Below are 16735 nucleotides of genomic sequence, written 5' to 3' on the forward strand. Positions count from 1 at the left end.
TTACTGCCATCCTGGATTTTGAGTAATTGGGTTTCTATCCAACTCAGAAAGTGGAATAGGTGCTACTCGGCGGAAATCAGTGTAAGGAATATTCTTTACACTACCACCACGTTCAGTGATATCTCTTTTCAAACGATTCAAAGTGTGAAGACGATCACCTTCAAAAGCAAGTTCTTTTCTACGTTCTGTGATGATTCGCTCAAATAAAGCCGGCCCAGTCTCATTAACTGTAGCTTGCGGGTCTCTTTGTGCCACCAAAGTTCGTAAGTAAGTGGTTGCCTCTGTCGGACGGCCTAAGTTATAAGCAGCTTCCGCGGCGATCAGATAAACATCCGAAATACGAAGTACTTTCTTTGTGCCGTAGTTTACCAAATCAGGATATTTCCTCACGATGTAAGCAGGATTCTCCGCGCGGGTTCTTGCACCTACCTGGATTAAAGATTTACGAACATCTGTATCTGAGTATGCAGCATATAATAACGGATTTGCCAATGCATCTCCATAACCTTGTTGGCCAAAGAAATAAGCCAGCTCATCAAAGCCTGCATTATCAATCTGATCTGAAACAATTTCAAACAAGCTCTCATTGGCAGCAGCAGCTGTTTGTGCGATGCTTGAGCTCCAGTAAGTATTGTAATTTGCAAGTGTCAGTAAAGATGTATTCGAGCTGTTTATTACTTCAACAGCCTGGTCAAACGCCAACTGGTTGCTTGCTGGTGTTCCTTTAGACAAGTTAACCTTTGCAGCTAAACCTCTTGCAGCATATTTATTCAATCTTGCTGTAGTAGGCTTCAAAGTCATCAACTCATAAGCTTTGTCAAGGTCAGACAAAATTTGCGCATATACCTCTTCAACTGTAGCTCTCGCTGGTTTGCCTTCAATATTGAAGTCAAGTACAATTGGTACACCCAATCCAGCAGGATTATCAGTGTATGGTCTTGCGAAGTGTCTTACCAATTCAAAGTACATTAATCCACGGATCGCATAAGCTTCACCTTGATATTGATTAACATTTGCCTGACTGGTTACGGTAGGCTTTGCGTTGATAATGTTGTTAGCTCTCAAAATAACGCGGTAAGCGTTTTCCCAAAGCCCTAAAACATCTGCGTTGTTAACAACGAAGTTGTTTAAGTTATGGCCTGTAAAACGGCCTGAGTTACGAGTGGAAATAAAAATGTTGTCGGCCTGAAGGTCGCCAAGCAATGGCAATGTACGACCGTACAAGTTTGTATTCCTCATACCTGCATAGGTACCGTTTAGTGCGGTTAAAATATCCGCGTCAGTTGCCAATGCTTCATTGGCATCAATTGAAGTATAAGGCGGCTGATCCAAAAAGTCCTTGCTGCATGAACTCAACAATGTTCCAAAGACCAATCCGCTATATATTAAGTATTTAAAATTTCTTTTCATTTTCTTTCTAGATAAAATTAAAATCCAACATTCACACCAAAGGTCACCGTCTTAGGAATGAACAACTCAAAGTTGTTTGTACCACCGGCACCACCAGCTTCAGGGTCAAATGCCAATTTATCATCCTTTACCCAAGTCCAAAGGTTTGAACCTCTAGCATATACTCTAACGCTGCCAACTTTTGCTTTCTCAAGAATGCTTTGTGGCAAGCTGTAGCTTAAAGTAACATCACGTAGACGGATAAAATCACCTTTGTTTAACAAACGATCTGAAACTGCGTATGAGTTTGTTCCACCATATACCAATTTAGGCACATCGGTAACATCTCCAGGTTTTTGCCATCTGTTCAACTCGTTTGCACTTTGGTTGTAATTTCCCAAATACGCACCACCGCTGTTTTGGTACTGGTAGAAACCATTATAGATGTAGTTACCAAAGTTGTAGTAGAACATCGCATCTAAACCAAATCCTTTGTAGTTAAAGGTCGTTGAAACACTACCAAACGCTTTAGGCGCAGCAGTTTTGTCTAACAGCACACGTTGAGCCTGATTATAGCTGGTCACAACTTCAGTTCTGCTTGCATCTTTGTACCACTGTGGCGCACCAGTTTCAACATTTACACCTGCATATTGTGGCAAGTAGTAAGTTTGATAGTTCTGTCCAACCTGGCGGATGAAAGGGCTAGAAACTGTTTTGTCGGTCACAAGGTTGGTGATTTTGTTTTTGTTCAAGGAGATATTGAAGTTCAATGTCCATTGAAAATCGTCTGTACGGATCGGTGTTCCGCCCAAGCTGAACTCCCAACCTTTATTTTGCATACCGCCAAAGTTGTTTACATAGCTAGGGAACCCTGTCGTGTAAGAAACTGGAACGGATAGAAGTAGATCATCAGACTGACGGTTATAGTATTCAGCTGTTGCAGTCAATCTATTTTTAAAGAAACCCAAGTCTACACCGATGTCATAACTTTTGGTTTTTTCCCAAGTTAGGGTATTCACACCATATTGGCTAGGACCGCTACCGATAGCACCATTGTAAACAAAGTTATAACCGGTTCTGGTATAACCATAAAGGTTTCTCCAGGCATTGTTACCAATGTTAGCGTTACCATTCACGCCGTAAGATCCACGAACTTTTAACTGTGAGATCCAGTCAAGTTGTTCGATGAAATCTTCGCGATCTGCATTCCAGCTACCACCAAGGGACCAGAAGTTACCATACTGTTTTTCTGAACCGAAACGTGATGAACCATCTCTACGGAAACTACCTGACAATACATAGGTATTTTTGTAAGAGATATCTCCGATCGCTAATAAGGATGCGAAGGCGTAACCATCATTATTACCGTTAGCAGTGATCGGCGTTGCACCAACACTTGGAACATTGTAGTTGATGTTCAAAGGCACGTTATATGCAGCAACTGACGAGTTATAGTTCTGAGAACGTTGTGCTTCGTAACCCGCCTTAATGTTAGCGACTAAGTTATCGTCTTTGGTGATGTCCCAACGGTAATCTACTAAGTTGGTCCAAACCCAGTTGAAGTATCTTGTGTAATCTCTGTAAGTACGACCACCTACGTTTCTACCGTCACCATAAGTTGGGTTGTTGTAGCTATCTTCTTCAAGATTGTTGTAGTCGATACCATATTTCGATGTTAACTTCAAATTAGGTAAAAGCTTATACTCTGCAAAAAATGAAGTAATTGCTTTTTGAGTATTGTTGTTCTGTTTATCCAATTGCAGGATTGCGATTGGGTTGAAAAGACCAGAACCCGGTGCCAGGGGCCCACTCATATTAGGGGTACCATCTGCATTACGGGCGGCAAGATCCGGCATTAGGAATAGAGAACCTAATACAGGGTTAGCAAAAGCACCACCGTTTGATAAACCTTTAGTATTGGTGCTTGACAATAAGATATTAGTACCAATAGTAAATTTATCGGTTAGGCTGTGTTTAAGGTTCAGGTTTCCGGAATAACGTTTGAAAGCCGAACGAGGAACAGTTGCATCTTGTGTGAAATAACCTCCACCAATGTGAAACTGTGTTTTTTCATTTCCACCATCGATAGAAACATTGTACTGCTGCTGTGCACCTGTACGGGTAACTTCATCATACCAGTTAGTATTTACATCCGGATTAATGCCAAAACCATCTTCGCCAGTTACAAAGTCTCTGATGTTTGCAGGGGTTAAGTTGTATTGCGTTACGTTAGCTGGGCTATTCAATAAAGCCTCGCCGATCAAAAGAATGTTTTCTTCCGTAGTTAATGGTCTGGTTGCATCATTAAAAACGCCTGGTTTTACAACACCATACTCAGCGTCAACACGGATTTTCGTTTTACCTGCTTTACCCGATTTTGTGGTAATTAAAACAACACCGTTAGAACCTCTTGAACCATAGATTGCAGTTGAAGATGCATCCTTCAATACGGTTAGACTTTCGATATCATTCGGGTTGATACCAGCTAAAGCATTCGCCGAAGTCGTATTACGAGATAAATCTCCAGAGTTAACCGGGATACCGTCGATGACGAACAAAGGTTCTGATGAACCAGAGATAGAACCAAGACCACGGATCCTGATTTGCTGCATTGCACCAGGCTGACCCGAGGCACCAGTTGATTGCAAACCAGCAACACGCCCTTGAAGGGCCTTATCTACTGAAGTAAATGGAGTGGCTTCGATGTCTTTGGCAGCAACAGTTCCTACAGAACCAGTCTGTCTTGCTTTAGTTGTAGTACCATAGCCCGTTACAATAACCTCCGTTAAAGATTGTGCATCACCAGCCAAAACCACGTTTACCACGGTAGAACTTGCAGTAGCACTCTTGGTCGCGTAGCCGATGTAAGAAAATTCAAGCACGCTTGAGGCAGATGGTACAGAAATCGAGTATTTCCCGTCTGAATTGGTCTGGGTACCAATGTTTACGCCTCGAACTCTAACACTTACCCCAGGTAATGGTTGTCCATCATCCTGTCCGGTAACTGTTCCTGTAATTGTTCTATTCTGTGCAAACCCCAACATGGCGGTAAGTACGAGAAAGAACATACTAAGTAAAAGTTTTTTCATAATGTGAAATTGATAAAAATGAGCACCTAATATACCCTTAATTGGCCATATGAGAAAAAATACATCAGATTTATTCTCATTTTGGCACAATATTCGCGTCGGCAATTCAATTTTTTCAATTTCACAGTTCTTCTCGCTATCTAGAAAAACCTGTACAAGGCACTATAAACAAGCCAATTAATTCATTAATAAGTAGGAATTCTACTCTAAAAATTCAAGTGATCTATTTCACTTCCATAACAAAACCTGAACCCGATATATTCTGATTAAGCAAACCGAACTCCATCTTTATCTATAATCACGGACGTGAATAACTGATACAGCAGCATAAAAGTAGATTATCTTACATCAATATAAGTCCTAATCGACATGAACTTGGGAAACTAGTTGCTATACCAAAAGCTGCATGATGGCTGACGAAGGAAAATAGGCTCAGCTAATTCAAACTTGTATTTGCATTAGGAATTTGTCCATCTGAATCGCTGTCTTCCAACATCATTACTGGAAAAATCAACGGACATATTCACCTTGAACACAGCTGCTACTGGTTTACCCGACATCGTTGCGGGTAGCCATTCGATGTTAAAGAGCTTTACGTCTGGTTTCAAGCGCTTCGTCATCGTCACCCCTTCAGCATTATAATTCCCGGTGTAAGTAGCCCTACCATTCTGATCAATGTTCGCAATTAGTTCAACAGGTACAACACCTTCGGCATTTTTGTTTTCTGCTAATATTAACCTTCGGAATTCGGAACCAAGTAGCGAAACATATTGATCAATTGAACACACGGGAACAGGAATGGAGCCGTTGGCGCTTTCCTCTTTGACACCCGGAAATTCCACTATCGCTCGAGCGACTCTCGCTGTGTCAAGTACAACTAGTTTCTTCTGATCATAGTTGTATCTCATGTATACACTTCCATCGGGATTGAAACAGTACCAGTTTCCAGACCGTTTATCGTCTTTATAGCTTCCTCTTAATAAAACTTTGTCTTCTCTTGTTATGGCAAAAGGACCGTTTAATTTTTTGTCCTCAGACACGTTATAAATCACTTTTGAATTGTCTGATAGTGTAGCAGAGATTTCTTTATTATACAGGAGGCCAAGGAAGCTTAAACCAACTACTAAGACGGATTTTGATATGGCGTACATATTGAGAATGTTTTTATTGTAATATAACAAAAAACGTAAAATAAAAAAAGGCCATCTAAACTAGATGGCCTTTTTTTAAAGGTTGATAATTATGGCCGTGGGCCTACATAAACCATTTTCTCTTTAAAGAAAGTACGATCACCACCTTGCACCATGACGTAACTCACTTCAAGTGTTTTAGTAGCCGGATCGTATTTATTGATCCCGGTCACATCAATTCTTCCAGATCTACCGTTCGACGAAGGTTGACCATAAAAATTGACAACACTTACTACATTATTCTGATCATCAAAGTTAAAAACAGGAGCGAAATTTCCATAGTATGACCCTCCTGTTGGAGTATTAAATAGGTGGCCATAGTTTCCTAAATTTTCATCATCATAGAAAGCAACAGATTTTGCGTTCTGTGTTACCAAATGAATTTCTATAGGATATGCTCCAGTAAATGTTGAATTTTGAGTGTCATTGAAAGTACCTGTTAACGTGTAAATTCCGTCATAGATATTTTTCGGGTTAACACTTAGCAAAATAGTACCGAAATTGCCACTCACTATGCCTGATGACGTAGATGTGATCTTCAAAGGTAAAACATAGGACTTATCAAAATCAAACCTTTCTGTTGCGAATAACGCATTGAAGGTGGCCTTTTTTTCACCTTTTTTGATGACAACGCTTTTTGTAGAAAGTGTGAAAATATCTGAAGGCATTAAATCAAACGCTTTCTCTTGATCCTCATTATATGCCGTCACCTCGGCTTGTGTCCCAGCGTCGAAATTAACAACAATATCCTCCGGTGCTCCACTCTCCGGTCCAGAATAACTGATTGTTATTGGAATTGGAACTGCGGAGCCAGATTCCAAAGCAAATGTATAAAGTGGGTGCACGCTGCCAACTACCCCGATTTGTGCTGGATTGGCGAACTCAATTACATTATGACCTTTTTCAGGGTCAAGAACCAAGCTGTCATCTTTCAAACAAGAAGTAAGAAAACTTACTGCTAACATGAAAGAAAGGGTCCTATATATATATTTCTTCATAATCTTTTTTTTAATATTAGTTTATTTCCCAGAAAATTTTTGCAGAAAAGATGTTAACGTTCTGTGGAACATTGCCTTGATTCAAAGTGTACTCCACTTGCGGATAAGGAAGTCTTGTGATTAACTTATCTGGACTTGTAGAGGTAGACAGAAGTGACGCGAATGTAAGTGTTGGATTAGTTGAACCATTCACAATTCGTGGGTAGTTGGTACGTCTGAATTCTGCAAATGCCTCATCACAGTTAATCACGTTCATAGCAATATATTTCTGCGTAATGATGGCTTCGATCCGTTGCTCTGGAGTGGTAGCAAGATCAAAATTCACCAAGAAACTATTATCATTATCATTCAGGTAAGTTGTAAATGCTTGGTCAACATCCCCTACTACCGCACCAGTTTGATCTTCAAATAAATAAGAAATGGAACTTCTGATACCTGCTTCAAATGCCGCTTTTGCATCACCAGCTAAATATCCTCTAGTAAATGCTTCAGCAAGCAAAAACTCCGCCTCTGCTAGGAGCATGATTACCTGGCCTTGAGCCGGTCCCTTAACTGCTCCTAAACCTGGGGTGTTGAAATCTCTGCCAGTGTACCAGGCAGTTGAGCCAGCGGGTGGAATAACATCACTTTTAAGATTCTCCTGACCTAATTGGTTTGTTGCAGTATTCGGATAATCTCTGAATACCACAGATCCTCTTGCCGAGTCTATAAGCTTTGTGCCATCATAGAAGGAATAGATCCAATCAGTAGGTAATGCCGAAGTCACCCTGCGGTTGTTATTTTCATCAGCAGCCAGTAGGTTGTACGTAGGGTTCAAACGTCCACCTTGTTTTGTATAACCTGGATTTACCAACGCATCATCATGAATAATACCGAGCGCGTTGTCAAACGCTGCAAATTCCGTTGTAGCGAAACCGCTCAATTCTGGAACGGGTGCCATTTTAATCAGAAGACGTAATTTTAATGTATTTGCAAAGCGTTTCCACTCTTCCATATCACCTCCAAACATTGGATCTGCTTCACCTGAAATCGATGCAACACCTTCAGCAGTTTCAGCCGCTTCAATTTGCTCAATTGAAAGATTTAGCTGTGCAACCAAGTCCTTGTAAATATCAGCCGCTTTATCATACTTCGGCGTAAGGAATTCAGCACCTTTTAATGCTTCAAAGTAAGGTACATCATTATATTGATCAACCAGCTTTGAAAACACAAAAGACTTCATAATCCGCGCTATCGAATTGGAATTTGCCAGGCTGGCATCTCCTGTAGTATTATCAATTACATACTGGTAATCTTCAGCCACGTCGTAAGCAGATGTCCAAAGCGCGGTAAAGTTTGCTGATGAATAATTTATGGTAACTGTTGCGCCGTAAGCACCGAATCCATACACATTTGCAAAAAAGCCACCAGGATAGGTTAGTCCATTGTTGTATGTGCTCACCATAGCTCCTGTTCCAACTAAGGATTGAGGAAGCACCAGTTCCGGAGTAGAAGAAGTGGGGCTATTTGGATTGTCATTAATATCTAAGGTCTTCTTACAGGCGGTAGCTCCAATTGCAAGTGAACCAATCATTATATATGTTAATATTTTTTTCATGATCTTTTAATTATAAGGTAACAGAAATCGTCGCTCCATACAGTCTAGATGGAGGAGTCTGGTTTAAGCTAGACAAACCTACAGCGTTGTTATCTGATCCACCTTCGCTATACTCCGGGTCGGTATAGATGTTGCTCTTCGGTGTCCATAGGAACAAGTTCCTTCCTTGAAGACTAACGCGAACACCTTTCACATATTTACCGTTTCCTAATACAGATTTTGGAATATCATAACCCAAAGATAATTCTCTAAGTTTCCAGAAAGCAGCAGAGTAAACAAAGTTTGTTCCTGCATCAGTATAAGTAGGTCCTTCTGTCCAGAAAGCAGTACCACCGCTTCTGGTTGTAATGTTAGTGTTCTCCACGTAAGTATTCGTAGCAGGATCTAAATAAGAGGAATTTGGAACCACAAAACGCTCACGGTTGAAAGAGGCTGTAGCGGCACCCGCACCCGAGAAAGCAAAACTTCCGGCATTGTTGTACATCATATAGCCGCCACGGTATTCAAATAAGGCTGCAAGACGTAAACCTTTGAAAGTTACAGCAGCATCCACCCCAAATTTGTGTTTTGGTTCTGTATTGCCTATTTCAATAAGTTCAGTTCCCGCAGTCGGCATTCCGGTAATCCGATCTACGATAACTCTACCTTGATCATCTCTGATATAATCTCTGGCTTTTAATAATGGAAATGATTTACCCTCTTCTGCAAAAATACCTGCTTGTTGATAAGAAAATAAGTTTAGTTGTTTTAAGTCCTGGCTGATTGATTCAACCGTGTTATTGTTGTAAGTGTAGTTTGCACCAAAACTAACCTCAAGATTCCCAGTTCTAACTGGAACAAATCCAATACGAGTCTCGATACCTTCGTTGGTTACTTCTCCAGTGTTGGTCAGGTAAGATGTGAAACCAGTCGTAGGTGAAATGTTTACTGGTACCGTTTGGTCAGTAGTACTTGATTTGTAGTAAGTCGCAGATAATGTTAAACGTGATTTAAACATATCTAAATCAAAACCGCCCTCCATTAATTTTGTCATCTCCGGTTTAATGTTTGGCGAAACAATTCTGTTTCCTAAAGTATATCCAGGATTTCCATTAAACGGATAGCCAAAAGCTTGTCCAAAAGTTGGAAGTAAGCTGTATGCACCGAAGTTTGAGCTGGTACCTAGGTTAACCTGTCCAACTTTAGAGATACCCGCACGAAGCTTTAAACTCTCCACAATGTTTGACTCTTTTAAAAATGGAATCGCATCTGACGCGATGAAAGCAATGTCGGCGGCAGGATAGAAGAACGAGCGGTTTTCAGGCGCCAAGATTGATCTCCAGTCATTTCTTGCAGTAGCATGGAAATAAAGGTAATTTCTGAAACCTACCCTTGCATCAGCATAAACACCGATTTGAGTAGCATGAAAATTATTTTCAGTAGCACTTGGAACGTTAAGGTTATTACTTAAATTGAATAAATCAGGCTGTACTAAGCCAGAAATACTAGCATTCAAACCTTTGTATTTATTATCCCTTAAACTTGCACCTAATATTACGTTTAGATTAAAGTCCTTAGAAACCTGTTTAATATACTGGGTCTGAAACTCAGGATTTAATTGGGTGTTATATTCCATACCATCCGCCACATTTCCGAGAATATTATTGAAGTTAGGTGTGATGCCTAAACGATATTCAGAATAGGAGAATTTGTTTTGGAAAGCTTTTGTTGAGTTATTCCTGGTTGAAATACCTACCCGGAATAATAATGATAGTTCTTTGATCGGAAACCATTTCAACTGAGCCGAGCCTGTCAAATAGTCATTACGGGTTGATCTACGACTATTAGCTAAAGCAAAATAGGGATTTTGATAGTACTCATTGTAATAACCATTTGGATTTGCAAAGGGATCAGTTTCCCAATCTGCATAATCTAGCAAAGGAATTTGTCCTGGAGTCTGCAAAACATTATCAAAAACTGCAGAAATTGCATTTGATTGATCATATCTGTTCTGTACATAGTTTGCAGTTATGTTGAAAGTCAGATTTTCTAATAAACTCCTTTCTCCATTATATCTGAAACCAAATCTGTTGTACTTATCGCCAGGAATAGTAGCTTCCTGAGTTAAGTACTGACCTGAAAGGTAAGTCGTGCTTTTATCATCACCTGACGAAATACTGAAATCTGATTGGTTAGTGAACCCAAGATCCCAAAACTTGTCCTTATCATCTCTATAAGCATAAGGAACAGTCTGAATAGATCCATCTTCTAAAGGCTTGCCAATCGGTTTCAGGCTGCCATCGAACTCAGGACCATATTGCTGGTTTTCAAAGGGTGTGTAAGATGGCACGTCATCATTACCTGTACCCGAACCGAATCTTTTTTGAAGTTTTGGCAAAAAGCTTACCTGTTCAATGTTGAAAGTGTTTGAAAAAGTAACACTAGTTGTTCCACGTTTACCTTTTTTGGTAGTTACAATGATCGCACCGTTAGAAGCATCAGAACCGTATAATGCAGCTGCACCACCACCGTTTAATACTTCAATGTTTTCAATGTCTTCAGGATTTAAATTACCAAGGATTGACGTTGGTACGATAACGTTATCTAAAACAACCAATGCCTGGTTGTTTCCTAATAACGACCGGTTTCCTCTTAATACCAAACGAACGTTCGGGTTAACACCAGAACTTACACCATTTATCTGCAAGCCTGGAACTTTACCTGTTAGAGCACTCGCTACGTTGAATGCTTTACCTTGAGTCAATTCTTCCGCTTTGATTGATGTAGCCTGGTTACCTTGCTGACGTCGCTGAATCGCAATACCACCAGCAGAGATAACAACTTCATCTAAACCGGTTGCATTAGATGATAACACAACATTCAGGGTTCCTGAGGCACTTGAAACTTCTCTAGTTTCGTAACCAACAAAGGAGAACACTAATGTTTGGGTACCTGCAGGAACTCTGAGGGAGTATTTACCGTCAGCATTTGTCTGCGTACCAACGTTCGACGTTGCTTTTAGCCGGATCGAAACCCCCGGTAAAGGCAAACCGTCATCTTGACCGGTAACTGTACCGGTGATGGTTCTTTCCTGAGCAATTGCAGAGGCTGCAACACACAAGAAAATGAACAAACTTAGTATAAGTTTTTTCATAAATTAATAAAATTTGGGTTAGTTAATGAGTTAATATTTTCTGAAGATACCAAAAGGTGGATAAATGCAAACAAAAAATTTAGATTTTTTTAACATTTTCGAAACAATTAACATTTTGCGGTGTTAGAACCACTTTAAATCAGGTTTCCTTCAGAGTTTCAAATATTTATGTCCATCATGCTATTTTAAGAATGATATTCTGAAAATAGCGTCCAGTTAAAATAATGTAAGTCAATTTCCCATTTAAATAATTCTTCCTTTAGTAAGGTTGAGCTCCCCCAAAACCATTTATTTTCTTTTTAACCACCTAAACCTCTATTTTTTGTAAGTTCTTGTATCATATACGAAGAACTAACACGTAAAGATTGCTCCCTAACAAAAAAAAACGCAGTAGCTAAAAAGCTACTGCGTTTTCAAAGCAGATTACATCTGCCAGGTTCGATGTTTAGAATTTATCCCAGAACAATTTCTTTTCCACGTCGTCACCACCAAGGGCAGCTGCCGCAGCGTCAACATTAGATCTGTTCAAAGTATACTCACTGGTCACATACGTGATACGCAACGGAATACCACTTCTTGCTTCATTAGCTGGTTGCAAGGTTGGGTAATCCAGGCGTCTCCACTCGGTCCATGCATCATAGCCTCTGTTATAAAGTGCGATGTACTTCTGCTCGCCAATTTTTTGTTTGTAAGTTCCTGCAGCTGTCGCATAGGCAACATCCGGTCTTTCCAGATAAGTAGCCGCGCTCGCAGCTGAACCACCCCATGAGGTGATTGAAGCAGTGATTGCATTGTTATAGTGCGTTGCAGCAGATCCCCCAATACTCCATCTTTCAGCTGCTTCAGCAAGGATGAACTCAACCTCTGCGTAATCCAAGAGAACAGCAGGGAAATCTGTTTCGGTAATCCGGTCTGCTGGTTTAGATAGATCTGCAAAGCTGTTATTTACACCTTGCGCACCACCAAGATAAGCGCCGCCCACAGTTGTAAAATAGAACGGCCTTCTTGGATCATTTTTAGCATTCATCTTGTCGATGATCGTCTTGCCTGCAACATAATCCTGTCTGCTGGTTAAGATAGGGTTTGTATTATTTGAAATCGGGTTGTTATTAGGTGTTGAGCCCTGATATTCAAAGATGGCATTATCTGCATTGCTGGTAAACCCTTTATCGAAAGAAGCCTGGATTGCTGCACGGGCAGTTGCATCGTCTGCATCAGCAACTGTGATCGCTAGCTTCATTTTCAAGCTATGACCAAACTTTACCCAGGCGGTTGCATCACCACCGTAGATTAAATCCGCACTACCAAAGGTTGCGTTCGCTGGCGTTAACTGCGCAAGCGCTGCATCCAAACGTGTAAACAGGTCTGCATAAATTTCTGCAGCACTATCATACTTTGGCTTATTGATATTGATATCTAAAGCCTCTGAGTAAGGAATGTCACCCCAGGTATTTACCAAAACTGACCAGGTGTAAACCGACATGATTTCAATCTGTGCAATTCTGTTTGCCTTAACTTCGGGTGTCAATAGAGCATCCGCCTCGGTTAGCTTTTTTGCTTCATTCAAGTCCTGAAGTACTTCACGATAGAAGGGTGTCCAGTAGTTTAAAGGAATATTTCTCGACGTGATGTCATATCGAGGCTCATCCTGATAAGTGGTTGCAGCCCATTGCTGCGTCCAAAAACGGAAGTTGTTGATGTTAACACTTGGAGTTGCCTGGTTATCAGAAAATGCTTTTAGGGCATTTGAAAACAGGGAACTTGCCGAAACCGCCTGCGGGTTCTTTTGATCTATATTATATTCTTCCAGATTCTTTGCACAGGATGCTAAAAGCAGGACCGGCAACAGGAACATTATTAGTTTTTTCATAATTGTAAATTTGATAAGTAGGATTAAAATCTGAATTTGAAGTTAAATCCAATTGTTCTAACAGCAGGATATGCACCACTTTGATATCCTGAAATGTTACCAGAGCTTAAACCTGCTTCAGGATCTGAATAAGGAACATTTCCATGAATTAACCAAAGGTTACGTCCAACAAGTGAAACATCGATACCCTTAATGGCCTTATCTCCAAGGAACTTTTGTGGAACAGTATAAGTTAACGAAGCTTCACGTAATTTGATAAAACCAGCATCGTAGACAAATGCCTCCTGTGGATTATTGGAATAACCGTACGGCGTTACCGAGTTATCATACGCTTCAACCCTCACGGTGTTTGGCGTTCCGTCAGCTTGCACGCCTGGAAGGATCACACCACCACCGTTTGCAATAGGTACACGTTTTGGATTGCCAAGATCATTCAGGCCTGCACTTTCAGGATATAAACCTGTAGCCTGTCCATAGTATTGGTCAAGCGAGAATACACTTCCACCTTTTTTGATGTCAACCAAGAAACTTAAACCGAAGTTTTTGTATCTGAAGTTATTCTGAATACCACCTGTCCAGTCTGGGTTGATGTCACCGATAACCTGGTTCGCAGGTCCGAATACATAGTATCCATCTTCACCCACAACCTTCTCGCCATTATTATAAACAAAGCCTCTACCTCTTAGCGTACCGAAAGGCTGTCCTTTCGTTGCATTCAAAGTAACACCACCTTGGAATGATCCTAATTGCAAGTTGTCAGCGTCTTCATAAAGGTCAATTACCTTATTTCTGTTTCTAGAGAAGTTCAGGTTTAATGTCCAGGAGAAATCTGTTGTTCTTACCGGTAGTACGAATGCCGAAACCTCAAAACCCTGGTTTCTTACTGTACCGGCGTTCACCCATTTGTTTCCATATCCGGTCGCAGTTGAAATGTTAACTGCCATGATCTGGTTTACAGAGTTCGAACGATAGTAACTTAAATCAAATCCAAAGCGACCCTGGAAGAAGTTCGCTTCCAAACCAGCCTCAATACTTTTCGTACGCTCAGGTAATAGATCCGGATTGTTTTTGCTAATTGGCATTGACGTCAATGGATTGCCATTAAACAACGGATTGATGTTATAGATGTCATATAAGCTTAATGCCGCAGCATCGCTACCTACTTCCGCGTAGTTCAATCTTGCTTTACCATAACTTAACCAAGTCGATTCTTTCATCAAGTTCGAGAATACAAAACTACCCGCAACTGATGGGTACCAGTAGGTATTATTATTAACCGGCAAAGTTGTTGATTGATCACGACGAATAGTACCGTCTACAAAGAAGGTTTCTTTATAACCAAAAGTAGCACTTGCAAAATAACCATCTACAGCTACTCTGGAGAACTGCTCAACCGGCGCATTGATCGGACTTGCAGAATTTGCCAGGGAGTATAGTCCTGGAATTACCAAGCCGCCATTGGTTACAGCCGAAATAGAGGAAAGGTCTTGTCTTCTTAAGTTGCTTCCTAATAAACCACGGAAAGTTAAATCTTCAGAAATGTTCTTGTTGAAGTTAACGATCAAATCGTAGTTGGTTTCAGAGAATGATCTGTTGTATCTAAAATATTCAGATACATCTGCACCACCAACTGCAACGCGCTCTTCCTGCATCTCATTTGAACCATCATAAGTAACACGGCCCATCACATCTAACCATTCCAATGGTTTCCAGGTTACAGCAACATTACCGAAATATCTATCTCTCGAATCATTTTCTACGTTGTTGTAACGTGTCCAATATGGGTTGTTAGAATAAATCGGACGGTTAGCGTTGATGTTTGCCCAGTTCCAGGTTTGGTTTTTACCTTCTCTTTCAAAGGCAGCTTTTTGTTCTTTGATGTCAACGTTGGTCTGCCACCATTGTCTGAACTGTTGATTTGGGTTATCACCACTATAACCAGTTCCATATCGGCCAAGGCCGGTGATTCCGGTATAGTTGGCTGAGGCACTTACAGTCAGATTTTTGGTGATGTCGTGGTCACCTGAAACGTTAAAGATGTTTTTAGTGATCTTACTGTTTGGCAAAACACCAGTTTCATCATTTCTTAAGTAACCGAATTTAAAGGTTGTCGCATCGCTACCACCTGCAACGTTTACACTGTGTGAGGAGTTTACACCAGTTTTGTAAAAATCTGCAGGCCCGTTCTTAGCAGCAACCCAAGGCGTTGCCTGTCCATAAGTTGGAGAAGCAGGATCAAAAGCATCCCATTGGTAAACTAAAGTATTAGGATTAAATGCCGCACCATATGAAGCATCCTCTGTAAAAGGAGTAACTAAACTTCTTCCTTGACCAAATACATCATTGTACCAGAAATTTCTGTCTGGTGAAGCGTAACCTTCAGGCTCGCCATCAGCATTCAGCGAGTATTCATTCACATAACCTGCCCCGTATTCATTCTGATACTTAGCAAAAGTCTTTTTGTCAATGTTACCAAACTGGACACCCGTATTTACGGTAATACCTAAAGAGTTCTTTTTACCTTTTTTGGTTGTGATCATGATCACACCATTTGCAGCTCTTGAACCATAAAGTGCAGTCGCAGCAGCACCTTTAAGTACGTTCACAGACTCGATATCATCTGGGTTAACGTCAGCCGCCGCACTTCCGTAGTCAAAACCACCTGTACCTTGCTGCTGTCCGCTGCTGTTTGTAATCGCATTACTGATTGGAATACCATCAATAACAAATAAAGCCTGGTTATTTCCTGTTAAAGATTTGTAACCACGCATAACCACGTTGGTCGATCCACCCATGGTATTAGATTGTGTAATGTTCAAACCGGCAACTTTACCAGATAAGCCATTCACGAAGTTCGCATCCCTGGTACGGGTAAGATCTTCTGCTTTAACTTCCTGAGCTGCATAAGGCAATTCGTTCTTGTTACGACGAATACCTAAAGCGGTTACAACAACTTCGGATAATGCCTGAGCATCGTTATCCAGAGCTACGTTGATCACGTTTCCAGTTCCAATGGTTGCGGTTTGCGTAACAAATCCAATGGACGAGAATTGAAGTACATTGGCAGTTCCTGAGGTTTTGATCAAGAATTTACCGTCAGAACCGGTACTTGTTCCAACTGATGTACCCTGCAGACGAACAGAGACACCCGGTATAGGTTGTCCGTCTTCTTTGCCTGTTACTGTACCAGTAATCGTCCGTTCCTGAGCCATCGCAGACACTGCGAGGAACATCATTAAGAACAAACTTTGTAGTAGTTTTTTCATAAAGTAGGTTTTTAGTTAGTCAATAATTGCCTAATATATAGGTTTTTACGCCGGGCGACAAGCGTTTTTTAACATATTTTAACAATGACAAGTTTCAAGGACATCTTTCGAAAAGAGAAACTCACCGAAAATATGCTACACACCTCGATATTAGCAATAGATTAACTAACTAAAACCATATTGTTATAAAATTATGTTTTGTG

Annotated in this window: 8 protein-coding genes; all 8 read right to left on the reverse strand. The window is 40.7% G+C overall.

Going from position 1 to position 16735, the window contains the following annotated elements; genetic code table 11:
- A complete protein-coding gene (locus ACTHQF_RS04290) occupies positions 1–1410 on the reverse strand; it encodes a RagB/SusD family nutrient uptake outer membrane protein (protein WP_440428639.1) in 1410 nt (469 codons plus the stop codon).
- A gap of 17 nt (positions 1411–1427) precedes the next feature.
- Positions 1428–4478: a SusC/RagA family TonB-linked outer membrane protein gene (locus ACTHQF_RS04295; protein ID WP_440428640.1), complete on the reverse strand. Its 3051-nt coding sequence runs from the start codon at positions 4476–4478 to the stop codon at positions 1428–1430.
- A gap of 458 nt (positions 4479–4936) precedes the next feature.
- Complete coding sequence (locus tag ACTHQF_RS04300) at positions 4937–5629, reverse strand: hypothetical protein (protein ID WP_440428642.1); 693 nt, start codon at positions 5627–5629, stop codon at positions 4937–4939.
- A gap of 89 nt (positions 5630–5718) precedes the next feature.
- Positions 5719–6666 carry a BT_3987 domain-containing protein gene (locus tag ACTHQF_RS04305; RefSeq protein ID WP_440428644.1) on the reverse strand — a complete coding sequence of 316 codons (948 nt, stop codon included), beginning with the start codon at positions 6664–6666 and terminating at the stop codon, positions 5719–5721.
- A 16-nt stretch (positions 6667–6682) separates the two neighbouring features.
- On the reverse strand, positions 6683–8263 hold the full coding sequence (locus tag ACTHQF_RS04310) for a SusD/RagB family nutrient-binding outer membrane lipoprotein (RefSeq protein ID WP_440428645.1): 1581 nt from the start codon (positions 8261–8263) through the stop codon (positions 6683–6685).
- Positions 8264–8273: 10 nt separating this feature from the next.
- A complete protein-coding gene (locus ACTHQF_RS04315) occupies positions 8274–11396 on the reverse strand; it encodes a SusC/RagA family TonB-linked outer membrane protein (RefSeq protein ID WP_440428646.1) in 3123 nt (1040 codons plus the stop codon).
- A 445-nt stretch (positions 11397–11841) separates the two neighbouring features.
- Positions 11842–13266 (reverse strand): SusD/RagB family nutrient-binding outer membrane lipoprotein, encoded by a 1425-nt coding sequence (locus tag ACTHQF_RS04320; protein WP_440428647.1) that lies wholly within the window; start codon positions 13264–13266, stop codon positions 11842–11844.
- Positions 13267–13289: 23 nt separating this feature from the next.
- Complete coding sequence (locus ACTHQF_RS04325; protein ID WP_440428648.1) at positions 13290–16532, reverse strand: SusC/RagA family TonB-linked outer membrane protein; 3243 nt, start codon at positions 16530–16532, stop codon at positions 13290–13292.
- Between the last annotated feature and the right edge of the window lie 203 nt (positions 16533–16735).

This window comes from Pedobacter sp. SAFR-022 (genome assembly GCF_051965375.1).
Classification (GTDB): Bacteria; Bacteroidota; Bacteroidia; order Sphingobacteriales; family Sphingobacteriaceae; genus Pedobacter.